Raw genomic sequence first — 22,736 nt, forward strand, 5'->3', positions numbered from 1 at the left:
TTATCTGATGTCAGGTATAGCAATGGGGTCCATATCGGTATAGTCCAGGTTTTCGCCTGCCATGCCCCAAATAAAACTGTAGCTGGCCGTACCGCTGCCCGAGTGGATGCTCCATGGCGGCGATACCACCGCGTCATAATTATCCATCAGGATATGGCGTGTTTCCTGGCCTTCGCCCATGTAGTGGAATATTTTCTGCCCGGCGGGTACATCAAAATAAAAATAAGCTTCCATACGGCGGTCATGAACGTGAGCAGGCATGGTGTTCCAAACACTGCCTTCGTGCAGTATGGTAAGGCCCATTACCAGCTGACAGCTTTTTATGCCTTCCAGGTGTATGTATTTATTGATGGTGCGTTTATTGGCAGTTTCGTTTGAGCCCGTATGAACTTTTGCAGCATCGGCATTGGTCATTAATGTAGTAGGATAAACCGCATGTGCCGGGGCCGAAAGAATATAAAATACCGCTGGTTGCGCGCTGTTCTTACTGGCAAATGTTACGCTTTTTGTTCCTTTACCAATGTAAAGGCAATCGAGCTTATTTACCTGGAATGTTTTGCCATCGGCAGTTACCTCGCCATCGCCGGCTACGTTGATGATACCTATCTCCCGGCGCTCTAAAAAATAGTCGGCACGCAGGTTAGGGTAATTTTCAAGTTCGATCGATTTAGCTACCGGATGCGCCGCGCCAACTATCATGCGATCATAATGAGTATAAGTGCAGTTCAGCTTATCGGTTTGCACCAACTGATCAATTAAAAACCGCTCCCTTATTTGTGCCGTTTGATAACTTTTAAAATCTTCGGGGTGTACGCTATGTATTACTTTCAAGGCTTTATTTTTTTTGGTTCAACAATTCTACAACGTATCTTCTTTAAATCAAAAGTATTCGGCTGTTTATTCTACTCAAACGATTGCGCTGCCTGTTAATGCGGGTAAAATGGCATAAAAAAGCCCCCCGATGTAGTCGGGAGGCTTCATAATTATTTAGATGCAATTAGTCTTCGTTAACAAACGAACGCAGCATCCAGGTATTTTTTTCGTTAAACTGCATAAAGCGGTTTACCATATCATTAGTACCATCATCGCCGGCTTCGGCAGTAATATCCAGTATTTCCCTTTCCTTTGCAATTAAAGCAGCGATATCATCAATAATGGCTTTAACCATTTTGGTATCCTTTAAACCAATGGTTTGTATTTCTTTAATTTCTGATGTTTCAATATAATCTTTAAAAGTGCTGTAAGGAGGTTTACCTAAAGTAAGGATCCTTTCGGCAAGTTCATCAATGGTAACCAACGCAGCAGTATATAATTCTTCAAACTTTAAATGCAGCGTAAAAAAGTTTTGACCTTTAATGTTCCAGTGGCATCCGCGCAGCTTTTGGTAGTGAATATGGTAATTGGCCAACAGGTCGTTCAAATGGTCAACAACAGGTTTTACTTTACTTTCTTCCAGACTTATTTCTTTAGCATTCATATATAAATAGTGATTTTAATGTTTAACAACGGCTTAGTTGCAATGTTTTGTAAATATAAACAGATTTGATTTTAATGAGCATATTTGCACACTTTATGACAAAGCAGCTACCTTATATTAACGAACAATTTAACTGGCCTATATGGCGTATGGAAATTGACGAAATAAGCGCCACTTTGTTTGTTGAATTACGGAACAGCGAAGAAAAAAAAGTAGCTTTTGGCGCTGTGAACCTGCTTAACGGCCACGTTAATTTTAAAGATGTTACCACTCCCGAACGCTGGCTCACCGGCATTGAGGCCGCATATAATGAAGTATTGCTGGTGCATAACTACCAATCAACAACAGGGCCGGTACATAAAGGTCTTATAGCCATTAACGGCATTACCGGCGAAACCCGCTGGAGCAATTATACCCTGGCTTTTGACCATTTATCGGCCAATGGTCCGGTTGTATATAATGCTCAGATACAGCCTAAAAAATTATTTTTGGTCGATATTAAAACCGGCGAAACATTAAGGGCTTACGAACCTTTAATAGATACTGTATTACGTAACAACATTAACAGCCCGCAACTGCTGCCCGCTGCTTTTTTAAAAGGGCTGACATTGCCTGCCGAACCTTATGGAAATACGGTGCATTATATGGAGCACAATAGTTATAGAATTGTATCTTTGCACACGTTTTTTCAAGAAAAAATCAAACAGCACTTATATATTATTAACGATAAAGGCGCGATTGTTTACCAGGATTTGTTGAACAGCGATATACAAAAATTGCAGCCCGAGGCGTTTGTAGTACATAAGAATAACCTGATCTATTTAAAAGAAAGATCAACACTGATAGTTTTACACTTATAAGTTACTGTATTATAATTTATTATGAAATTAAAATTTTTTTTATTGTTCGCTCCCCTACTCACACTTTCTATATCCGTTTTTGCAAATCCTGTTGTAGACTCCGTTGGAGTTGAAAACCTGAACGGCAAAAAAGTGGTTCTGCACAAACTTGACCCTAAAGACAATTACTATTCTATCGGTCGCCGCTATAATGTAAGCCCTAAAAATATCATACAGTTTAATAATAACGCGCCGCTTAAAATTGGCGGTATTATAAAAGTGCCTACCGAGCAGTCATTTACACAAACTGCCGCAACAACACAGCCCACGGTTACACAAACCAAACCACAGGTGCAGCCACCGGTTACGCAACAGCAAAACAAACCGCAACCACAACAAGCGGTTACGCAACAACAAAGCAAACCACAACCCCAACAAGCAGTTACGCAGCAAGCCCAGGTAACAATGCAACAGCCAACTGCTAGTGCAACACAATCGGCAGATACTACACCGGCAAAACCGCTTAATTTAGATAATGTACAACAGTACAAGGTATCGGCAGGCGAAACGCTTTTTTCAATAGCCAAACGCTTTGGTACTTCTGTTGAGGATATCACTAAACTTAACGGCTTAACATCAAACAGCCTTACTCCAAACCAGATCATCAAGGTCCGCTCAGGCCTGCCGCCAGAAGAAAGATCAGTAGTAAAACAGGATGTTGTAAAACAACAGGATTCAACCGTGGCTGCTCTTGATAGTGCTGGTGATAAACTCAGGGCCAATAAATTTGGCTTGTATGAAAAGAACGAAACCGGCGTAGCTACCTGGATTGATGATACCAGCCTTGACCCTAAAAAGGAGCTGGTATTACACCGCACTGCCCCTATTGGTACAGTAATAAAAATCACCAACCCTATGAACAACCATACCACCTATGCTAAAGTAGTTGGCCGTTTTACTGATAGCGAAGCCACAAAGGATGTGCTTATTGTAATGACCAAGAACACTGCCGATGCATTAGGGGCTTTAGATAAACGCATTCATGTAAATATCAGTTACGGCAGTCCAACCCCGAATGAATAAACCTTATATTATTGGGATTGCCGGTGGTAGTGGCTCTGGCAAAACCTTTTTTTTGAAATCTTTCCTGGAACATTTTACTGCCGACGAGGTGTGCCTGGTATCGCAGGATGACTATTATTTTCGCGTGGCTCATAAGATGACGTCAGAAGAAAATAAAGAGTATAATTTTGATCTGCCATCCACCATTGACCATGAGCATTTTCAGCAGGATATCAGTAGGCTTTTTAATAATGAAACCGTTATTAAGCCCGAGTATACTTTTAATAATCCCAACATTGTGCCTAAAATGCTGGAAATAAAACCAGCACCTATTTTAATTGTGGAGGGTTTGTTTATCCTGCATTTCAGGGATATTGCCGATATGCTGGACATGAAAATTTTTATTGAAGCCGACGAAGAAGTTGCCATGGGTCGTCGCCTGAAGCGCGACCTGATAGAGCGCGGCTATTCGCACGATGATGCCATGTACAAATGGGTAAACCATGTGGTACCAGCCTATAAAGAATACCTGTTGCCCTACAAAGATGAATGCGACAGGATCATCACCAATAACAGCCACGTTGCCCAGGATATTATTGTTGTAACAGAGGAAATATCTGCCGGCTTGAGGAAGAAATTATTTTGATTTGAAGATGTGCTGATTTGAATATTTGAAAATGATTACTAAAACCAGACATTTTCAACTATTCAAATTCTCAAATTAGCAATATAAATTGCTGATTGTTATGATTGCAGATGAAATTAAAATAAAGTACATAGGCGGCCCAACCGCTTTATTTGAAGCAGGCGGATTAAGGCTATTAACTGATCCTACTTTTGACCCGAAGGGATCGGCTTATCCAACTAACATTTATACTTTACATAAATTGGCCGACCCAGCGGTTAAGGCCGATAAACTGGCACATGTTGACCTGGTATTATTGAGCCACGATCATCATTTTGATAATCTTGATAATGCCGGCCGCGGCTTTTTAAGTGATGCCGGGCAGGTTATTACCACCCCGGCGGGTGCAGAGCGACTTGGCAGCAATTCTGTTGGGCTTAATAACTGGCAAACTATTGACATACCTACTAAAGACAATCGTATATTAAGCATTACCGGTACACCATGCAGGCACGGCCCTGTTGGTGGCGACCGCGGTCCGGTTACCGGCTTTGTACTAAATTATAAAGGCGATACAACCGGCGGCGTTTATATAACCGGCGATACCGTATGGTACGAAGGTGTTGAAGAAGTTTCAAAACGTTTTGACATACAAATTGTAGTTGCATTTTTAGGCGCCGCAGTTGTAAAAGCAGTTGGCCCGGCCCACCTCACCATGACTGCCGCCGAAGCGGTTGAACTGGCCAGGCATTTTAAGAACGCCACCATCACCCCGCTCCATTTTGAAGGCTGGGAGCACTTCACCGAATCGCGAACAGAAATTGAAGCTGAATTTAAAAAAGCCGGACTGCTCAACAGGCTACAGTGGGCACATTAATTTAATTTGAAAATACCTATTTAAGTCAAATCGGGTATTTTCAAATTAACACATTTTCAAATTAAAGAACTATCTCCGGTATCTCGCCTTCTACTATCAGCTTACCGGAAGTGGCATTTTTAATTTCTTCCACGCTTACACCCGGTGCCCGTTCCAGAAGTTTAAAGCCGCCTTCGGGCAGTACATCAAACACACCTAATTCGGTCACTATTTTTTTTACGCAGTGAACTCCGGTTAGGGGTAGCGAGCATTGGGGTAACAATTTTGATTCGCCGGCCTTATTTACGTGCTGCATCGCTACTATAATGTTTTCGGCCGATGCAACCAGGTCCATAGCGCCGCCCATGCCCTTCACCATTTTACCGGGGATCTTCCAGTTGGCTATATCGCCATTTTCTGATACCTCCATAGCACCCAGTATGGTCAGATTAACCTTTTTGGCTCGTATCATTCCAAAACTCATAGCCGAATCAAATATGGCCGAACCAGGTAGCATGGTAATGGTTTGCTTACCCGCGTTAATTACATCAGGGTCCTCCTCGCCGTCAAACGGGAACGGCCCCATACCCAGCAGGCCATTCTCTGACTGCAGCACCACATCCATAGTTTCAGGTATATAATTGGCCACCAATGTTGGGATACCTATACCCAGGTTAACATAGTAACCGTCTTTTATTTCTTTAGCTATTCGCTTTGCTATTCCTTGTTTATCAAGCATGTTGTTAATTTGAAAATTTTTTCATCTTCCCACGCGTCATTGCGAGGCACGAAGCAATCTCTTTAGGACAAGTGCGAGCTTTGCATTTACGACCTGCTTCCTCGCAATGACGCGCGGTTTTAGTCCTTAATCCTCGTGTTTTTACTCCTTATTCCCAATGTCCTTAATCTTTATTCACAAAACCCCTACTCCTTCGCCCTCACCGTTCTTTGCTCTATCCGCTTCTCATAATTTTTACCCTGAAATATCCGGTGTACATATATGCCGGGGGTATGAATATGGTCGGGGTCAAGCTCACCAGGTTGTACCAGTTCTTCTACCTCGGCAATAGTTATTTTGCCAGCCATGGCCATTACCGGGTTAAAATTACGCGCGGTTGAGCGGAAAACCAGGTTACCCATAGTATCGCCTTTCCAGGCCTTTACTATGGCAAAATCGGCATCAAAAGCCATTTCCATCAGGTAATCCTTACCATTAAAATTGCGTACTTCCTTGCCTTCTGCAACTTCGGTGCCTACACCTGCCGGAGTAAAAATAGCAGGCATACCATACCCTGCCGCCATGCAGCGGGTGGCCAGCGTACCCTGTGGCAACAATTCCACTTCCAGTTCGCCGCTGAGTAACTGACGTTCAAATTCAGCGTTTTCGCCAACATATGAAGATATCATTTTTTTTACCTGCCGCTGTTTCAGCATCAGGCCTATGCCAAAATCATCAACCCCGGCATTGTTTGATATACAGGTAAGTTGTTTTGTTCCCTTTTTAACCAGGGCGGCTATGCAATTTTCGGGCAAACCACATAATCCAAAACCACCTACCATTAAGGTCATACCGTCCTCAACATCGCGGATGGCCTCATCGGCACCACTAACTACTTTATTCATATTCAATAATTGGTTGTTTCAAATTTAGATATAAGAATTAAGAGTCAAGAATCAAGACGTAAGAAATACCATAGATAAAACCCGACTAACCGTTTTCCCTTCTTAATTCTAATTTCCTGACGCTATTGGGTATATCTCACCACTTCACCTGCTTATCAATAAAGCCGATCAGATCATCGGCCATAACTTGTTGTTCCTTAGCGCTGGGATGGCCATTGGTGTTTTTATAAGGAAAAAAATGGGTATAAATGCTTTTATCGTTTAAACCGGCAACCGCTTTTTCAATGTAACCGGGCCATGGCGAACCTTCTTTAGTAGCATCCATGCTGCCCAATGCGCAAATGATCTGTGCTTTAGGGTATTTTTTGCGGATGTTTTTTACAAGGTCACGATACGCTTTGATAATCTGCTCTGGCTCCGGCGCTTTGGTGCCAAACCTTTCCTTAAACTGCTGCTCTTCGGGTTTCTTAACTATCCATGAATCGTTTTGGAACAGGTTGATGACCACCAGATCGGGCGTATATTTTGAAAAATTCCATAAGCTGGTGGGGTCAGTAGGATCAAGCCTGTTATACATTTCGGGCATAATGAGCGGGAACCAGCTCACCAAAACCCCAATACCACTTTTGGAGGTGCATACATAATCGGCATCAAAATGGCGGGCGGTAATAGCCGCGTAGCTGATATAGCCGTTTTCATAGGGAGCAGCGCCCCTGTCCTTTCCCGTAGTATCTTCTACCGCATATCCGCAGGTAATGGAGTTACCAAAAAATTCTGTTTTTCGTTTTTTAGCAACAGGCACAGGTAAAATATCAGCCTCTTTGGCTAAAATAAACTGGTAAAAAATGGTTTTGCCCATTTCCCACTCCGTACGTTTAAATAACTCCAGGCTATGCTGCCCGACTGGCAAACCTTCGGCAAGTGTATAAACCCTTTTGGTGTTATCCAGGTGAATAGTATTGATCACTTTATCATCTACTATTATGGTAAAATAATTATCCCCGCGCTCATCCTGCAGCATGGCCGAGGCGCCGGTACCGTTAAAGTTAATTTTAATTGATGAACCTGTCCAGTAAAGTTCTGCCGCTTCATCGGTCATGTTGATACGCCCGGTATAACGGATATGCTGATCCTTGCTTTTAATTACTACACTTTGGGCAGTACAGTTGCTTATTCCTGCAGTAAAAAAGAGAAACAGAATGATAAAGTAGGTTTTGCGCATGTTGATCAGTTGAAATTGGAACTAAAATACATTATTGCAAGGTATGAAGCAAGTGCCTCACCCAACCCTCTCCAAAGGAGAGGGCTTTAAAATGCTTTTTAAAATCTCCCCCTTTGGGGGAGATTTAGAGGGGGCTTTCTGCTTCGCAAATGACTCTTGATGTAAGCCTCCCGCTTTTTACTTCAAATACGCGTAAGTTATCCCATCCCCGCCCCTGTCGGCATGTTCATCTTCCAGGCGGTCAACCTGATCATACTTTTTAAGGTATTGCCGTATCATTTTACGCAAAATACCATCGCCCTTGCCATGAATTATTTTCAGGTTGTTAAATCCCATCATCAGGGCACGGTCAAATAGTTTTTCAATGGCATGCAGGGCATCCTCGGTACGCATACCACGCACATCAATCTCCGGACTAAAACTTGCAAAATCGCCGGTATGTGAGTTGAAACTTTTCCTGATCTCTTTTGGTACAGATGATCTGGAAACTTTGATCACCCGTTTCTTTTTGGCCACCGTACGCAGATCACCAATGGCTATCACTACATTATCTTTTATCAGCTCAATCACCTGCCCGGTGGTTTCTGAGTCGGTTAGTTTTACCCAATCGCCGGGTTTCAGTTCCTCATCAGCAACCGGGTTTGGTTTTACCGGTTCGGCCTTAACCGTGTTCTTTTTAAGCTCTATGTTCAGGTTTTCGCGCAGGTTACGGGTTGTTTCCTTATCGGCGTTACTGCTTTTTATTTCAGATATAGTATTCTCCACCAGTTTATTGGCATTCAGGATGATGTTTTTGGCTTCATCCTTAGCTTCTCTGATCAGTACCTTTTTATTTTCTTCCAGATAGCTTTTCAGCTTTTCGTTCTCGGCTTGCAGTTCGTTAACCCGGCGTTGCTGTTTATCCAGCTTTTGTTTGGTTTCAAATATCTCCCGTTTCTCACGCTCCAGGTCAACCAATAGCGTATCTACCTTTTTTTGGCCTTCGCTTACTTTGTTTTTGGCCAGGTTGAGCACATTTTGTGGCAAACCTATTTTTTGGGCTATTTCAAAAGCATAGGAGCTGCCGGGTTTACCAATTTCCAGCTGATAAAGCGGTTTCATCTCTACGTTATTAAACAGCATCGATGCATTCTCTATCCCCTCGGTATTGCTGGCAAATATTTTAAGATTGGAATAGTGGGTGGTTACCATACCCTTTACCTTTTTATGGTTAAGCGATTCCAGCACGGCCTCGGCAATAGGCCCGCCAAACTGCGGATCGGTACCGGTACCAAACTCATCAATCAGCACCAGCGTTTTGCCGTTGGCATCTTCCACAAAAGTTTTCATTTTGGATAAATGCGCGCTATAGGTACTCAGGTCGCTCTCAATTGACTGGTCATCGCCAATATCAACAAAAAGCTGCTTAAACACCCCTACCACACTGGCTTCGGCTGCAGGTATCAGCAAACCAGCCTGCACCATCATTTGCAGCAGGCCCACGGTTTTCATACAAACCGATTTGCCCCCGGCATTAGGGCCTGATACCACGATAATGCGGGTACCCTCATCAATGTGTACATTGAGCGGCACCACTGTTTTTTGCTCTGTTTTAAAGTTCAGGAACAATAGCGGATGCCGGGCATTAAACAATTTCAACTTAGCCTCGTTAACCACCTGCGGCATTTCGGCCTCAATATCAATGGCAAACAAGGCTTTGGCGCGTACAAAATCAAGCTTGGTTAATAAGCTATGGTACGATAACAAAAGCGGCGTATAAGGCCGTAATTCGTTTGTAAGGGCTGTTAATATTTTAACTATCTCGCGGCGGCGTTCAAATTCAAGGTCACGCACCCGGTTATTGAGCGTAAACACCTCCTCGGGCTCCATGTACACGGTTTGGCCCGATGCCGATTCGTCATGGATAAAACCTTTAAGTTTACGTTTGTTTTCGGCTAATAATGGGATACACAAGCGCCCGTCGCGCACGGTCAGGGAACCATCGGCTGTCCATCCGTTTCCTGATGCTGCTTTAAATATCTGGTCTATCTTTTTACGGGCTTCCTGCTCAGCTTTGGCTATGCCTGAGGTAATTTCCAGCAATTCGCGCGATGCATTGGGCCTTATTTTTCCTTTGGCATCAATAACCTGGTCAATTTTTTTCAGGATAGCTTTTTCAATAGGCAGGTGCTCAAATAAAGCTTCGAGGTTAGGATATAACCCTTCGCGCTCGCTGAAATAGGCAATTACTGCAAACACGGTTTGCAGGGAGGCCTGCACCTGGTAAAATTCTTCCTCAGATAAAAACACGCCTTCAATACGGGCTTTATTGGCCAGGGATTTGATATCGAAAAAATGATGAATGGGTAACGCGGCATCGTTAACCAGTATATTTTTAAACTCGTTGGCCTGGTTTAAAAACTTATATATCTGATCGTAATTGCTCATTACCTGGATCTTGTCAACCATCTGCTGACCCATTTCACTCAGGCAATGCGCTTTTATTAATTCTTTTACCTCGGTAAACCCCAGCTTATCAACACTATTTTTTGGGTAAAGCATCAGGATGTTTTTTGTTTTAACTTTTTAAGAGAATCGGCAATGTGAATGGTTTTTCTTTTTTGCCGTATTGCTTTTCTAATTGAATCGGCCTTTTGAGCTGGCTTAGTCATTTTTTGCATTGATTTTTTCAATGAATCGGCCTTTTGAGCTTTAGCCATTTTTCGCATCGCTTTTTTCAATGAATCGGCGGTATGAGTGGCTTTTAATTTTAGCTGCGTCATCTTTTTCAATGAATCGGCCTTTAGTTCCGACTTCGACATTTTTTTCTGCGCTTTTTTCACTGAATCAGCCTTTAATGAGTCGGCCTTCATTGCGGCCTGGCGTATTTTTGTTTGCACCAGGTTAATTGAATCTAACAGGGTCTTAATTCTGGCATCAACCTGATCATATATAGCCGAAAACTTTTCAGGATCAGTTGAATAATAATCCATACTTTTTTTAAACGCGGCCGAGTCGGTATGAAACCTTTCAAACGCGGCAAGATAATTACCCATGCCATATTTATATAAAGTATCTGGGCTTTGCAAACCCTTATATAAACTGCCGTCAATGAGGTGAATTTCGGTAAGTAAACCGGTCATGACATTCGGTTTAATGATCCCTTTAGGGACGCCGTCACTTTTACAGGCACACAAAAAAAGCGTAACTGAAAAAAACAAGATTAAATATTTATGCATTCTGTAATTTAGCGGCTAATTAATTAAGCAAATTTACGGATAAATGAGCATTGCAGATAATATCAAAAGCTTAAAAGTAGAAACGGGGCCTGGTGTAACTTTATTGGCGGTATCAAAAACAAAACCTGCAGCCGATCTGCAGGAGGCATACGACGCCGGTCAGCGCCTGTTTGGCGAGAACACTGTTCAGGAACTGGTTGAAAAATACGAACAACTCCCAAAAGATATTGAATGGCACCTGATAGGCCATTTACAAACCAACAAGGTAAAATATATTGCTCCGTTTGTGAGCATGATACAATCTGTTGATAGCCTGAAACTGTTGCACGAGATAAATAAACATGCCGAAAAAGCCGGCCGGGTGATTGATTGCCTGCTACAAATTTATATTGCCGATGAGGAAACCAAATTTGGGCTGGGCTTTGACGAAGCTATTGAACTGCTTCGCTCCGAAGAGTTTTGTATGTTCAAAAACATCCGCATCCGCGGCTTGATGGGCATTGCTACCAATACCGATAAAGAAAAGCAGATCAAAGATGAATACTACGAACTGAAAACGTTTTTTGATGGCATAAAGCAAAGCTRTTTCAGGAAAATTGATAGTTTCGATACGCTATCTATGGGCATGTCATCAGACTATAAGCTGGCCATTGAACAGGGCAGTAACATGATCCGCGTAGGAAGTACTATTTTTGGCAGCCGGGTTATTAAACACTGGAAAAACAATTAGATTAGGGTGCGAGTTGCGGGTTGCCGGAACCGGAGTTTTCAGAATTAAAAAATAACAAAATAAGTTTTGCTGGTTTGAATAACCAAATGTCGAATCTAAAAATGGATAATACAACCAATCATATCAATCAAAAACTCCCCCTTCAGGGGGTCGGGGGGCTTAATATTCGTGTTGCACAGCGGGACGATTGTCCGCGTTTAATGGAACTGGTGAATGAGCTCGCGCTTTATGAAAAAGCGCCGGAAGAAGTTACCGTTACCCTGCAGGAATTTGAAGATGCCGGCTTTGGCGCCAAACCGGTATGGAAGGCTTTTGTTGCCGAGGCTGATGGACTTATAGTAGGCTTTGCGGTTTATTACATTCGTTATTCTACCTGGAAAGGCTGTCGTTTATATTTGGAAGACCTGATTGTTACCGAGGACTATCGCGGCAAAGGTGTTGGTAAATTATTGTTCGACCGGTTAATTACCGAGACCAAAGAGCTTGGCTATAGCGGCATGGTATGGCAGGTACTCGACTGGAACGAGCCGGCATTAAACTTCTACAAAAAATATGAGGCCAGTATTGAAGCCGGCTGGCTTAACGGATCTTTATCCAAAGAACAGCTTCTAAATTATTAAAGTATGAAAACCAGATACCTGCTTTGTTCTGTTGCTATTGGCTTCGCGCTTGCATCATGCCAATGGGGTGTGCCTAAACAACAAAAAGAGGCCGTGGTGACCGATACGCTTGTTTATACTTATAAAACCATACATGAGCGCGCGGCAGATTGCGGAGATAAACCCGACAGCTCCTGCACGGTGGTACAGGTGAAATATCCGGTTTTTACCGGTCAAAAAACGCTGAATGATTCGGTTGCGGGCAAGCTGACCAGCATGTTTGCTATGGATGGCAAGCCGGATAGCAGTGTGGCGCTCATGAGCAAAAAGTTTTTGCAGGCCTATATGGACTTTAAAAAAGGCGACCCCAGATCTGAGATGTATTTTGAGCTGAACAGCTATGCCAAAGTGCTGGTACAGGATTCGAGCCTTACAACATTGGAGGTTGGCGGATACTCCTATCAGGGCGGGGCACATGGTGCATCGGCTACGTTTTTTATTAACTGGGATACCAAAGCCAATAAAGATATCGCCTTAGATGATCTTTTTGGAACCGGCTACCAGGATAAATTAAAGAGCATTGCCGAGGCAATTTTCAGAAAGGATGAAAAACTCAGCGATACCGCATCTTTAGCAAACGATTATTTTTTCAAGGACAATAAATTCGCCCTGAACGATAATTTTTCCATCACACCAACAGGCCTTAAGTTTATATATAACCAGTATGAAATTAAGCCTTATGCAGCGGGTATCACAACGCTGGTTATCCCCTATTCACAAATCAAATCATTACTGCGACCAAATACGGTTGTGACCAAATACGCTAAATAAATGCTTGTTTTTAAATTCGGAGGGGCATCAGTTAAGGATGCCGGTGGTATCATTAATTTGGCCAGTGTTGTTAAAAAATATACCGGAAATCAATTGCTCATCGTGGTATCGGCCATGGGTAAAACCACCAACGCGCTCGAAAACCTGACCCGCGCATATGTGGATCAAACCGAAAATATGCACCTTATTTATGATGGTATAAAACAATATCACTTTGATATATTGCAGCAACTGTTTGAACCTAAACACCCCGTGTTTGATGAGATAGCCAATACCTTTGTTGAAATTGACTGGATGATTGAGGACGAACCACATGATGACTATGATTTCATCTACGATCAGATCGTATCCATCGGCGAACTGGTATCAACCCGTATCATCAGCGCTTATTTGAATAAGGATGGCGTAAAAAACCAATGGGTTGACGTACGCGGCTATATCCATACCGATAATACTTACCGCGAAGGTGTTGTGCAATGGGACAAAACAAGGGAGAGCATCAGCAAGGATATTCCTGCATTGCTTGATAAAGGCGCCGTGGTAACCCAGGGTTTTTTAGGCGGCACGTCCGAAAACTTTACCACGACTTTGGGCAGAGAAGGGTCTGACTATACCGCATCCATATTCGCGGCATGTTTGGGTGCCGAGTCAGTTACTACCTGGAAGGATGTGCCGGGCATATTAAACGCCGATCCTAAGTTTTTTACAGATACCGTAAAGTTTGATGAGCTATCCTACACCGAGGCTATCGAGATGACCTATTACGGGGCAAGTGTTATCCACCCAAAAACCATAAAACCGTTACAGAACGCCAAAATACCACTGCTGGTTAAACCGTTCACTGATCCCGGCGCAACCGGAACAATAATCAAGGAAGATGGCATAAATCAGTTTGTAAAACCAGTGATCATCCTGAAACAAAACCAGGTATTGCTGTCGGTATCCACCAAAGATTATTCTTTTGTCACCGAAGATCACCTGAGCGATATCTTCCGCCTGTTTGCGCAAAGCCAGGTAAAAGTAAACGTGATGCAAACATCGGCCCTGAGCTTTTCTGTTTGTTTTGACTTTTATGAGGAGCGTTTTGAAAAACTGCTTGACAACTTTAAACAAGATTTTAAAGTAAAATACAACAGCGGGCTTACCCTGATCACCATAAGACATCATACTGAAAGCGCACTAAAGGAATTAACCGAAGGCAAAACTATTTTATTGGAACAGATCAGCAGGAACACGGCGCAGGTGGTGGTGAAGTAATATTCAGAACAATAAGGATTTTGCAGTCGCTTGGCAGGAATAAAAGAAAGCCCGGAGGCCGTGCGATTCCTTCCCTGGGGAAGGGGAGGTAGGGGTTTAGTAAGCATTGCAAGTTTGTATCGCATGTATAAACCCCTCCCTGCCACAATCCACTTCACCCCTCCCAAGGGAGGGAATATATACTGGGATTACAATCTTCCGAACACCTGCTGGCTCCAGCCGAGCGACTGTGAGGGGTCATAATTAATAGCAATATTCCGTAGAGACACATTACATTTGTCTCCTTTTATACCTGGTTTATCCATTTCTAACAAACAAGCAGCCTCATTTTAGCCTTAATCTGCTATATTTGGGGATGAACGCTATTAAGACAATAAAAGATACAATAACGATCGGAATTGGAATATTATCTGCCGGATTTGGTTTAAAAGGCTTTTTATTGTCGAGTCATTTTATTGATGGTGGGGCTACGGGTGTATCCATGTTGATATCAGATATTACGGCCGCCCCTATTTCTATCCTGATCTTTCTTATTAATGTACCGTTCCTGTGGCTCGGCTACAAAAAACTGGGCCTTCAATTTGCCATTAAAAGCACGCTGGCTATTGGCTTATTATCCGTTAGCCTGGCGGTTATTAGTTTCCCCGATGTTACGCACGACAAGCTACTCACCGCTATTTTCGGCGGGGTGTTTATAGGTACGGGCAGCGGTTTGGCCATGCGGGGCGGGGCTGTACTTGATGGCACCGAAATTGCCGCCGTTTTAGTAAGCAAAAAAACGCAACTGCTTAAAGTGAGCGATTTTATTTTATTGCTCAATGTAGTGATATTTACCCTTGCAGCCTTCTTTCTGGGTGTTGAACCGGCCATGTACTCCATACTTACCTATATGGCTGCCGCCAAAATGATCGATTTTATTTTGAATGGTATTGAGCAATACTCAGGCATTACGGTTATTTCTACCCATAGTGAAGCTATACGAAAAGCCATTACCGAAACCCTGGGCCGCGGTGTTACCATTTACCAGGGTAAAAGTGGCTATGGTAAAGATGGACATATCAATGACCCACGCGATATTGTTTTTACCGTAGCCACCCGCCTCGAGATCCCCTCGCTCAAACAAACCATTCTGGATATTGACCCTAAAGCATTCATTGTGCAGCAAAGCATTGATGATACTACGGGTGGTTTACTAAAACGCAAGGGACTTCATTAATGCAGAAAACTTTTGTTTAACAAGTAAGTATTTTCATTTGCTTTTCATTTATGACTTTTAGCTTTAGGCCCTACGCTAATAAAGTATTTTCTTTGCGGCTTGAACCAAATCATATATGAAAAAAATCCTTATCACAATTATTATTCTTGGCGTTTATACCGTAACATTTGCACAGCAAAAAAAGGGCGATGTTGAACTGGGCTTTAATACAGGATTTAATGTTTCTACAGTAACCAATAATAGTTATACCAACTCCTCAAACATACCCGGAGTTCAATCATACAGAACTGGTTTTAATTTCGGAGCCTCTGCCGACTTTTACTTTTCGAACAGATGGAGCCTGAAAACCAAATTGATTTTTGACCAAAAGGGCTGGGGTAATGGTTTTTTTAGCGATGCAAACAACAAAACTTTTTCTACCAGCTATAACCTGAACTATATTACGCTGCCCGTTATGGCCAACTGGCATTTTGGTAAAAAACGTAATTGGTATTTAAATTTTGGTCCTTATGCCGGTTATTTGGCCGGTGCAAAGGCAACCGATGTTAGTGTTGACGTAAAGGACTACTTTCAAAATATAGATGTTGGATTAACACTTGGAATTGGCACCAAAATAAAGTTAGCTGATAACCTTAAACTATTGCTTGAGTATGATAACCAGGGAGGCATAACAGACATATTTAAAATGAATGACTATTCTGCTGTGCGTAATTCCCGTGCAAGCCTGAATGTTGGGCTTGCCTTTATGTTAAAATAGGCTAAAGGCTAAAGGCTAAAGGCTAAAGGCTAAAGGCTAAAGGCTAAAGGCTAAAGGCTAAAGGCTAAAGGCTAAAGGCTAAAGGAAGAAAAGCGGGGCATGCCCCGCTTTTCTTCCTTTAGTATCACAAACTACTAACTGGCTTTATGCTTTCAGCCTTTAGCTTTAAGCTCTTCTACAATACGCTTACTTTCTGCTTATGCTCATCAATAGCTACAAAGGTGAATGTGCCGGTGATGGCCTTTTCGCGTTCAAAGGAATACATTTCTTCAATATAGATCTCTACCTGTACTTTTAGGCTGGTATTACCAATATGAGATATTTTGCCTATCAGTTCAATGATGGTACCGGCAGGAATAGGCCGTGTAAAATCTATCCTGTCTGACGATACGGTTACCATCCTTTTACGGGTGAAACGGGTAGCGGTAATAAAAGCAACTTCGTCCATCAGGTGCATAGCGGTACCGCCAAAAAGGGTATCGTAATGATTGGTTGTATTAGGGAACACGGCTTTAAATATCCGTGTTTCGGATGTTTTTATTCTTTCTTCTGTTGTCATTTTTGATATTTTGTTGTTTTTCCAGGAAAAACTAAATACACGCGTCATTGCGAGGTACGAAGCAATCTCTAAGCTATACAGAGCAAACAGAAAAGCATAAAACCTGCATGATTGACCTGCCTGTGTAGAGATTGCTTCGTACCTCGCAATGACGCGTTGATTAACAAGTGGTAATTGGTATTAAAGACTTAAGCAGTTCTCAGCTTTCCCCATTTTAAATAGGTGGCACCCCATGAAAAACCAGCTCCAAAGGCGGTTAGTATGATGTTGTCGTTATATTTAAAATCGTCTTTAAAATCCCAAAGACATAATGGTATGGTTGCAGCAGTAGTATTTCCGTATCTGTCAATGTTCACCTTTACCCGCTCGGCAGGTAAGCCTAAATGATCGCCAACGGCATGTATTATCCGATAATTGGCCTGGTGTGGTATCAGCCAGTCAATATCCAAAATGTCAAGATCGTTACGCTTTAATATAGTTGTACAGGTATCGGTCATACCATTAATGGCAGCCTTAAAAACTATACGGCCATCCTGTTGTATAAAATGCTTGCGATCGGCAACGCTTTCGGGTGTAGCCGGGCATTTAGAACCACCGGCAGGTACATACAGGTGCTCCCTGCCCTTGCCATCGGTTTTAAAAACGCTGTCAATTAAACCTACATCATCAGTTGTTGGTTCAATTAATACTGCTCCGGCACCATCTCCAAAAAGGATACAGGTGTTCCTGTCCTTGTAATTTATAATGGCGCTGTTCTGATCGGCCCCAACAACAATAACTTTTTTATAACGACCGCCTTCAACCAAACTGGCGCCCATAGTAAAAGCATAAAGAAAACCACTGCAAGCAGCATTAACATCAGTTGCCCAGGCATTGGTTAAATCAGCCTTATCGCAAACAATACTGGCTGTTGATAACAGCAGGTGATCAGGAGTTGATGTAGCAATGATGACACAGTCAATTTCGTCGGGAGAAACTTTAGTATTATTAAGTAAATCTTTTATGGCCCAGGTGGCCATATCAGAGGTAGCGAGCGATTTATCGGTTAAAATTCTTCTTTCTCTTATCCCGGTTCTTGAAACTATCCATTCACTATTAGTCTCAACCATTTTTTCTAAATCGCTGTTACTCAAAATGTTATCTGGAACATAACCACCTACACCCGTTATAACCGCGCTACTCTTTAATCTCATAAATACTAAAATTCAACAAAAAACAGGCAATTATACGGAAATTGCCTGTTTTACCTGTCAGGAAACTGTTGTTTCTACAACTAACTTACGAAGTTGTTTTGCAGCCTCCACCATATTTACCAACGCGGTTTGCGTTTCGGGCCATCTGCGGGTCTTTAAACCACAGTCGGGGTTAACCCATAAATTACCGGCCGGCAGTAATGCCGATGCTTTCTCGAGCATGCTCACCATCTCATCAACCGTAGGTACGCGGGGCGAATGGATATCATAAACACCCGGACCAATTTCATTTGGATATTTAAAATCGGCAAAGGCGGCAAGCAGTTCCATTTGCGAGCGTGAGGTTTCTATCGTGATCACATCGGCATCCATATCGGCAATGTTACCTATAATGTCATTAAACTCGCTGTAGCACATGTGGGTATGGATCTGCGTTTCGTCCCTCACCCCGCTGGCCGAGATCCGAAACGCCCGTACAGCCCAATGCAGGTAAGCCGCCCAATCCTTTTTGCGCAATGGCAAACCCTCTCTTATAGCCGGTTCATCAATCTGGATCACTTTAATACCTGCCTGCTCCAGGGCAACCACTTCATCGCGGATGGCCAGGGCTATCTGGTAGGTAGTTTCGGAACGGGGCTGATCATCGCGCACAAACGACCATTGCAGTATGGTTACCGGTCCGGTAAGCATACCCTTCATCAGTCTGTTGGTATTGGCCTGCGCAAAGCTGCTCCAACGCACGGTCATATCCGCCGGGCGACTTACATCGCCATAAATTACCGGTGGTTTAACACAGCGGCTGCCATAGCTTTGCACCCACCCGTTTTTGGTGAATAAAAAGCCATCCAAACGTTCGCCAAAGTATTCAACCATGTCGTTACGTTCAAATTCGCCATGAACCAAAACATCAAGACCTATTTCTTCCTGCCAGCGGATGGCATCAATGGTGGCTTTTTCTATCTGTTCGTCATACTGGGCGGTGGTTAGCTCGCCTTTTTTTAGTCGTGCCCTAAGCGAGCGGATATCATCTGTTTGCGGGAATGAGCCTATGGTAGTTGTAGGGTACAGGGGTAATTTAAAGCGCTGCTGTTGTATTTTTTGACGTGTGCCGAATGTACTATCACGCTGGGCATCGGCATCGGTGATGGCGGCAGTACGTTGTTTTATTTCCTGCTTGTGGATCAGTTTTGACAGGTTACGGCTTGATATGGCCTGCAAATTGGCTTGCAACAAGCCATTATCGCCATTAATAATTTCAGCAAGTTCATTAACCTCGTTCAGTTTTTGTTTGGCAAAGGCCATCCAGTTTTTTATTTCGGGGTTGATGGCTGTTTCCAGATCAAGATCAAACGGGGTATGCAGCAGGGAGCAACTTGGCGCTATCATCACCCTGTCTTCACCAATAACTGCTATTGCTTTTTTGATGTGTGATAACGACCTGATATAATCGTTTTTCCAGATGTTGCGGCCATCAATTACTCCTAACGAGAGGCTAAGCTTTTCGGGCAGCAGGGTAAGCACCTCATCCAATTGCTTCGGTGCACGTACCAGGTCGATATGCAGTGCGCTTACCGGCAGGTTTACAGCCAGTTGGGTATTACCCTGCAGGCTTTCAAAATAGGTGGTGAGCAGTACTTTTATACCAGGACAGTTTTTGCTGATCTCGTTATAAGCATATACAAAAGCCTCTTTTTCTTTTTGGGTAAGATCAAGCGCCAGGAAAGGCTCATCTAGCTGTACCCAAACCGCGCCATAGCTTTTCAGCCTTTTTAATACTTCAATGTAAACAGGTACCAACTTTTTGATCATGTCTATCTTATCAAACCCGGCCTGCTTTTCCTTACCCAGCAACAGGTACGATACGGGGCCTATGAGTACTGGTTTAGGTGTTGTGCCGGTATGTTGTTTGGCCAGGGTAAATTCGTCAAATACCTTTTCACTGAATAGCCTAAACTGCTGATTTTGTACAAACTCCGGCACAATGTAATGGTAATTGGTATCAAACCATTTGGTCATTTCCATGGCGGTTATATCCAGGCCATCCTTTTGATAGCCGCGGGCCATGGCAAAATAAAGGTCGATCTCGGTATTGGCCCTGTTTTGTGTTAACACCGGGGTATACCGCTCGGGGATTACGCCCAACATGAGCGATGTATCCAGCACCTGGTCATAAAAACTAAAATCGTTACAGGGGATCAGATCGATACCGGCTTCGGCCTGGGTTTGCCAGTGGCCAATACGGAGCTGACGGGCAACGGCAAATAGTTCGTCGCGGCTGGATAGGCCGGCCCAGTACAATTCACTGGCCTTTTTGAGTTCACGGAGGGCACCTACACGAGGATACCCGAGATTGTTTTTGAGCATACGCATAAAACTTTTTTGGTTAAACATTAAATTGAATTAATGCTCCTTACGGTTTTCGGTATGCTTTCGGGAAATGGTAATAAAAGGCAAAAGCTTAACGCACAAGCATGTGAAAGCCTGCGGTTATTCTTTTTCTTCGACTACTGCTTCAAAACGCGAAAGCATTGTCTTTATACATTGGGGCAAGTATCCTGGCTTGTAACATTGTTGCCGTCCTTCTCATCTGCCTTAAAGCAGACAATGGACCTGGTAAAGGCAACAATTTTTTGTGTTACTTACAGTTGCGCGACAGCCCGTGATTTACACACGGTTCCTTTTTAATCCCTGCCTAAATATAGCAGGAAACCTCATGCAGAAAAAAAGTAAAGAACTTTATTGAGGGCAAATATAGGGAATAGATTGATACGGATGTGCAGATTTCAGATATGCAAATGTGCAGATTGGAGATGTGCACATTTGCATTTTCTTTTAACTCTTTCTAAAATACCTGTTTTTCACGAAAGATTTGATCAGGATACCGGCCACACAACAGGCAACCAATAGATAAACAATTAGGATGTGTTTCTGCATTTTGGTTTATAATTTTCCTAAATGTAACGGATGTGATACAAACAATGCAAGTGATTTGAAAAATAATCTTCTAACCGATTTGGATAAAAAGTCAGAGAAGTGTAATTTTTGAGCGCTATTTGAAGGTAAATGAAGTCTTCTCAAGTCAGACAAGTGTAAATTTAAATCATATTTTACCGTAGCTGCAGTGACTCCCACAGGTCCCCACGAGAGACCCTGAGGGGACGAAAAATGCAACTTTTCACATTCCCGGCTTTTTTGCCGAACCAATTAAATTTACATCTACAACCTCTAAAAAGCTAACCATGTGCTGAACGGTTTCTTTGTACTTTTTAAAATGCGGGGCTTGTATATGAGCTTTGTATGCTGTTGAATCGGCGTACACTTCAAAGATTGTAATGTGAGAAGGTTGTTTTTTGTCGGCAACTGCATAATAACTAAGCACTCCCGGTTCAACACGAATAGCAGTAGTCATTTGCTCCTTTAAAGCAATATTATACTTATCCAGTTGTGCCGGGTCGACTTGAATTTTAGCTATTCTATACATATGGATATTTTCCTGACCCATACCTTTTGTATTTATAATAAATGCCAGTAACACACTGCCTATGACWTAAAGTATCTTCTTTTTCATTGAGTTGTTGTTTACCCTAAGATACGAAAGCCCATTAAATAAAAAGGCCTTATTTCTACCCCTCTGGATCTCCTGAAGATATACCTGAGGTTCTTAGAAAGTGTAAATTTTGAATATACCGGTCCTCCAACCAACCACCTCGCTTTTTCTTTGAAATGTTTAACTTTGAACATGCAAGCGTTAAACACACCCCAAAACGGTTCTTATAATTTTGAAAGCAATAAAGGCGACTCTACACAGTTCAGGGTTGCTACTATATACGAGGGTTACTGCAACCTCGCCTCTTACAACCGCCGCGACTTTTACAAGATCACCTTAAAACTCAGTGGCAATAGCCAGTTACTTTATGCAAACAGGGGTATCGAGATCAATAAACCTGCCCTCGTATTTACTAATCCTTTAGTCCCTTACTCCTGGGAGGGTGATCATGAAGGAGCTGCAGGTTATTTTTGTGTGTTCACGAATGAATTTCTGCAAAGCGGGAATCGCATGGAAAGCTTGGAGGAATCATCCTTATTTAAAGCCGGCGGCGACCCTGTTTATTTCCTGAATGACACGCAAGCTGATTATATCCACAGCATTTTTTGCCGGATGCAGCAGGAGCTTGACAGCGAATACATATATAAATATGAGCTTATCCGTAACCACCTGAACCTGATTATTCATGAGGCTATTAAGATGCAGCCCGCCGTGGCTTATTTCACACCTCAAAACGCGGCCTCACGTATAGCTAAACTATTTCTGACCCTGTTGGAGAAACAATTTCCTGTTGAATCGCCACAGTATTCGCTGGCGCTGAAAAAGGCCGGGGATTACGCCGACAAGCTGGCGGTACACGTAAACCATTTAAACGCTGCCGTGCGTGAAATTACCGGCAGATCAACCACCACCCATATTAATGACAGGGTACTTGCTGAAGCAAAATCATTATTAAGCCATACAGATTGGAGCGTTGCGGAAATAGCCGCCAGCCTGGGTTTTGATTATGCTTCTTATTTTAATAACTTTTTTAAAAAGCATACAGGCTTTACTCCTATGGCTTTAAGAAAAGCTCTTTGAAAAGTATAATTATTACTTTGAAATGTTTAGCTACCAAACAGGATA

The 22,736-nt window shown here is 42.8% G+C and carries 22 protein-coding genes and 1 riboswitch; of the genes, 11 read left to right on the forward strand and 11 right to left on the reverse strand.

The features are described 5' to 3' along the window. Window positions 1-831: a 5-dehydro-4-deoxy-D-glucuronate isomerase gene (gene kduI, locus AC1DRQ_RS04310; protein WP_429395426.1), complete on the reverse strand. Its 831-nt coding sequence runs from the start codon at window positions 829-831 to the stop codon at window positions 1-3. Between the two features lie 166 nt (window positions 832-997). Continuing rightward, window positions 998-1,477 (reverse strand): Dps family protein, encoded by a 480-nt coding sequence (locus AC1DRQ_RS04315; protein WP_429395423.1) that lies wholly within the window; start codon window positions 1,475-1,477, stop codon window positions 998-1,000. Between the two features lie 95 nt (window positions 1,478-1,572). Between AC1DRQ_RS04315 and AC1DRQ_RS04320 the strand changes: the two genes are divergently transcribed. The 4 genes from AC1DRQ_RS04320 to AC1DRQ_RS04335 all read left to right on the forward strand — a co-directional run bounded on the left by AC1DRQ_RS04320 (window position 1,573) and on the right by AC1DRQ_RS04335 (window position 4,880). Further along, a complete protein-coding gene (locus AC1DRQ_RS04320; RefSeq protein ID WP_477422396.1) occupies window positions 1,573-2,337 on the forward strand; it encodes a DUF4905 domain-containing protein in 765 nt (254 codons plus the stop codon). A gap of 21 nt (window positions 2,338-2,358) precedes the next feature. After that, window positions 2,359-3,399: a DPBB and LysM peptidoglycan-binding domain-containing protein gene (locus tag AC1DRQ_RS04325; protein ID WP_477422398.1), complete on the forward strand. Its 1,041-nt coding sequence runs from the start codon at window positions 2,359-2,361 to the stop codon at window positions 3,397-3,399. After that, window positions 3,392-4,024: a uridine kinase family protein gene (locus tag AC1DRQ_RS04330; RefSeq protein ID WP_477422399.1), complete on the forward strand. Its 633-nt coding sequence runs from the start codon at window positions 3,392-3,394 to the stop codon at window positions 4,022-4,024. The genes AC1DRQ_RS04325 and AC1DRQ_RS04330 overlap by 8 nt, the downstream gene beginning before the upstream one ends. Before the next feature lie 100 nt (window positions 4,025-4,124). Further along, the gene (locus tag AC1DRQ_RS04335) at window positions 4,125-4,880 is read left to right on the forward strand and encodes an MBL fold metallo-hydrolase (RefSeq protein ID WP_477422401.1); all 756 of its coding nucleotides are present in this window, start codon (window positions 4,125-4,127) and stop codon (window positions 4,878-4,880) included. A gap of 61 nt (window positions 4,881-4,941) precedes the next feature. Here the strand turns inward: AC1DRQ_RS04335 and AC1DRQ_RS04340 are convergent, their stop codons facing one another. From AC1DRQ_RS04340 to AC1DRQ_RS04360, 5 genes are all read right to left on the reverse strand, one after another. Further along, window positions 4,942-5,598, reverse strand: coding sequence for a 3-oxoacid CoA-transferase subunit B (locus AC1DRQ_RS04340; protein ID WP_477422402.1), 657 nt, complete (start codon window positions 5,596-5,598; stop codon window positions 4,942-4,944). A 185-nt stretch (window positions 5,599-5,783) separates the two neighbouring features. Then, window positions 5,784-6,482 (reverse strand): CoA transferase subunit A, encoded by a 699-nt coding sequence (locus AC1DRQ_RS04345; protein ID WP_477422403.1) that lies wholly within the window; start codon window positions 6,480-6,482, stop codon window positions 5,784-5,786. Between the two features lie 136 nt (window positions 6,483-6,618). Beyond that, window positions 6,619-7,704 carry an SGNH/GDSL hydrolase family protein gene (locus AC1DRQ_RS04350; protein ID WP_477422405.1) on the reverse strand — a complete coding sequence of 362 codons (1,086 nt, stop codon included), beginning with the start codon at window positions 7,702-7,704 and terminating at the stop codon, window positions 6,619-6,621. A gap of 177 nt (window positions 7,705-7,881) precedes the next feature. Then, a complete protein-coding gene (locus AC1DRQ_RS04355) occupies window positions 7,882-10,245 on the reverse strand; it encodes an endonuclease MutS2 (protein WP_477422407.1) in 2,364 nt (787 codons plus the stop codon). Next, a complete protein-coding gene (locus tag AC1DRQ_RS04360) occupies window positions 10,245-10,922 on the reverse strand; it encodes a DUF4296 domain-containing protein (protein ID WP_477422408.1) in 678 nt (225 codons plus the stop codon). The genes AC1DRQ_RS04355 and AC1DRQ_RS04360 overlap by 1 nt, the downstream gene beginning before the upstream one ends. Window positions 10,923-10,965: 43 nt before the next feature. Between AC1DRQ_RS04360 and AC1DRQ_RS04365 the strand changes: the two genes are divergently transcribed. From AC1DRQ_RS04365 to AC1DRQ_RS04390, 6 genes are all read left to right on the forward strand, one after another. Beyond that, the gene (locus AC1DRQ_RS04365; protein ID WP_477422410.1) at window positions 10,966-11,652 is read left to right on the forward strand and encodes a YggS family pyridoxal phosphate-dependent enzyme; all 687 of its coding nucleotides are present in this window, start codon (window positions 10,966-10,968) and stop codon (window positions 11,650-11,652) included. Window positions 11,653-11,852: 200 nt separating this feature from the next. Next, a complete protein-coding gene (locus AC1DRQ_RS04370) occupies window positions 11,853-12,272 on the forward strand; it encodes an N-acetyltransferase family protein (protein ID WP_477422509.1) in 420 nt (139 codons plus the stop codon). A 3-nt stretch (window positions 12,273-12,275) separates the two neighbouring features. Further along, complete coding sequence (locus tag AC1DRQ_RS04375; RefSeq protein ID WP_477422412.1) at window positions 12,276-13,082, forward strand: RsiV family protein; 807 nt, start codon at window positions 12,276-12,278, stop codon at window positions 13,080-13,082. Next, entirely contained in the window at window positions 13,083-14,339 is a 1,257-nt protein-coding gene (locus tag AC1DRQ_RS04380; RefSeq protein WP_477422414.1) for an aspartate kinase, read from the forward strand. A gap of 355 nt (window positions 14,340-14,694) precedes the next feature. After that, window positions 14,695-15,555, forward strand: coding sequence for a YitT family protein (locus AC1DRQ_RS04385; protein ID WP_477422415.1), 861 nt, complete (start codon window positions 14,695-14,697; stop codon window positions 15,553-15,555). A gap of 115 nt (window positions 15,556-15,670) precedes the next feature. After that, window positions 15,671-16,312, forward strand: coding sequence for a porin family protein (locus AC1DRQ_RS04390; protein ID WP_477422417.1), 642 nt, complete (start codon window positions 15,671-15,673; stop codon window positions 16,310-16,312). A 175-nt stretch (window positions 16,313-16,487) separates the two neighbouring features. On the opposite strand, the gene AC1DRQ_RS04395 is transcribed toward AC1DRQ_RS04390, so the two are convergent. From AC1DRQ_RS04395 to AC1DRQ_RS04410, 4 genes are all read right to left on the reverse strand, one after another. Further along, a complete protein-coding gene (locus tag AC1DRQ_RS04395; protein WP_429395388.1) occupies window positions 16,488-16,871 on the reverse strand; it encodes an acyl-CoA thioesterase in 384 nt (127 codons plus the stop codon). Between the two features lie 188 nt (window positions 16,872-17,059). Next, a complete protein-coding gene (locus AC1DRQ_RS04400; protein WP_477422419.1) occupies window positions 17,060-18,064 on the reverse strand; it encodes a beta-ketoacyl-ACP synthase III in 1,005 nt (334 codons plus the stop codon). Between the two features lie 57 nt (window positions 18,065-18,121). Beyond that, window positions 18,122-20,428: a 5-methyltetrahydropteroyltriglutamate--homocysteine S-methyltransferase gene (gene metE, locus AC1DRQ_RS04405; RefSeq protein ID WP_477422511.1), complete on the reverse strand. Its 2,307-nt coding sequence runs from the start codon at window positions 20,426-20,428 to the stop codon at window positions 18,122-18,124. A gap of 163 nt (window positions 20,429-20,591) precedes the next feature. Next, window positions 20,592-20,793, reverse strand: a riboswitch (cobalamin riboswitch). A 446-nt stretch (window positions 20,794-21,239) separates the two neighbouring features. Continuing rightward, window positions 21,240-21,632, reverse strand: a complete 393-nt coding sequence (locus AC1DRQ_RS04410) for a putative quinol monooxygenase (protein ID WP_477422420.1) — start codon at window positions 21,630-21,632, stop codon at window positions 21,240-21,242. Between the two features lie 171 nt (window positions 21,633-21,803). On the opposite strand from AC1DRQ_RS04410, the gene AC1DRQ_RS04415 reads away from it, so the two are divergent. After that, complete coding sequence (locus tag AC1DRQ_RS04415; RefSeq protein WP_477422422.1) at window positions 21,804-22,691, forward strand: helix-turn-helix domain-containing protein; 888 nt, start codon at window positions 21,804-21,806, stop codon at window positions 22,689-22,691. Window positions 22,692-22,736 lie beyond the last annotated feature (45 nt).

The organism is Mucilaginibacter sp. P4_E8, from assembly GCF_056401495.1.

Excerpts from the sequence above, each read along its gene's own strand:
- AC1DRQ_RS04375 (WP_477422412.1), top strand. The coding sequence starts at position 12,276 with ATGAAAACCAGATACCTGCTTTGTTCTGTTGCTATTGGCTTCGCGCTT.
- AC1DRQ_RS04400 (WP_477422419.1), bottom strand. The coding sequence starts at position 18,064 with ATGAGATTAAAGAGTAGCGCGGTTATAACGGGTGTAGGTGGTTATGTT.
- AC1DRQ_RS04390 (WP_477422417.1), top strand. The coding sequence starts at position 15,671 with ATGAAAAAAATCCTTATCACAATTATTATTCTTGGCGTTTATACCGTA.
- AC1DRQ_RS04335 (WP_477422401.1), top strand. The coding sequence starts at position 4,125 with ATGATTGCAGATGAAATTAAAATAAAGTACATAGGCGGCCCAACCGCT.
- AC1DRQ_RS04320 (WP_477422396.1), top strand. The coding sequence starts at position 1,573 with ATGACAAAGCAGCTACCTTATATTAACGAACAATTTAACTGGCCTATA.
- AC1DRQ_RS04325 (WP_477422398.1), top strand. The coding sequence starts at position 2,359 with ATGAAATTAAAATTTTTTTTATTGTTCGCTCCCCTACTCACACTTTCT.
- AC1DRQ_RS04385 (WP_477422415.1), top strand. The coding sequence starts at position 14,695 with ATGAACGCTATTAAGACAATAAAAGATACAATAACGATCGGAATTGGA.
- AC1DRQ_RS04330 (WP_477422399.1), top strand. The coding sequence starts at position 3,392 with ATGAATAAACCTTATATTATTGGGATTGCCGGTGGTAGTGGCTCTGGC.
- AC1DRQ_RS04415 (WP_477422422.1), top strand. The coding sequence starts at position 21,804 with ATGCAAGCGTTAAACACACCCCAAAACGGTTCTTATAATTTTGAAAGC.
- AC1DRQ_RS04395 (WP_429395388.1), bottom strand. The coding sequence starts at position 16,871 with ATGACAACAGAAGAAAGAATAAAAACATCCGAAACACGGATATTTAAA.
- AC1DRQ_RS04340 (WP_477422402.1), bottom strand. The coding sequence starts at position 5,598 with ATGCTTGATAAACAAGGAATAGCAAAGCGAATAGCTAAAGAAATAAAA.
- AC1DRQ_RS04350 (WP_477422405.1), bottom strand. The coding sequence starts at position 7,704 with ATGCGCAAAACCTACTTTATCATTCTGTTTCTCTTTTTTACTGCAGGA.
- AC1DRQ_RS04355 (WP_477422407.1), bottom strand. The coding sequence starts at position 10,245 with ATGCTTTACCCAAAAAATAGTGTTGATAAGCTGGGGTTTACCGAGGTA.
- AC1DRQ_RS04360 (WP_477422408.1), bottom strand. The coding sequence starts at position 10,922 with ATGCATAAATATTTAATCTTGTTTTTTTCAGTTACGCTTTTTTTGTGT.
- AC1DRQ_RS04380 (WP_477422414.1), top strand. The coding sequence starts at position 13,083 with ATGCTTGTTTTTAAATTCGGAGGGGCATCAGTTAAGGATGCCGGTGGT.
- AC1DRQ_RS04345 (WP_477422403.1), bottom strand. The coding sequence starts at position 6,482 with ATGAATAAAGTAGTTAGTGGTGCCGATGAGGCCATCCGCGATGTTGAG.
- AC1DRQ_RS04315 (WP_429395423.1), bottom strand. The coding sequence starts at position 1,477 with ATGAATGCTAAAGAAATAAGTCTGGAAGAAAGTAAAGTAAAACCTGTT.
- AC1DRQ_RS04370 (WP_477422509.1), top strand. The coding sequence starts at position 11,853 with ATGGAACTGGTGAATGAGCTCGCGCTTTATGAAAAAGCGCCGGAAGAA.
- metE (WP_477422511.1), bottom strand. The coding sequence starts at position 20,428 with ATGCTCAAAAACAATCTCGGGTATCCTCGTGTAGGTGCCCTCCGTGAA.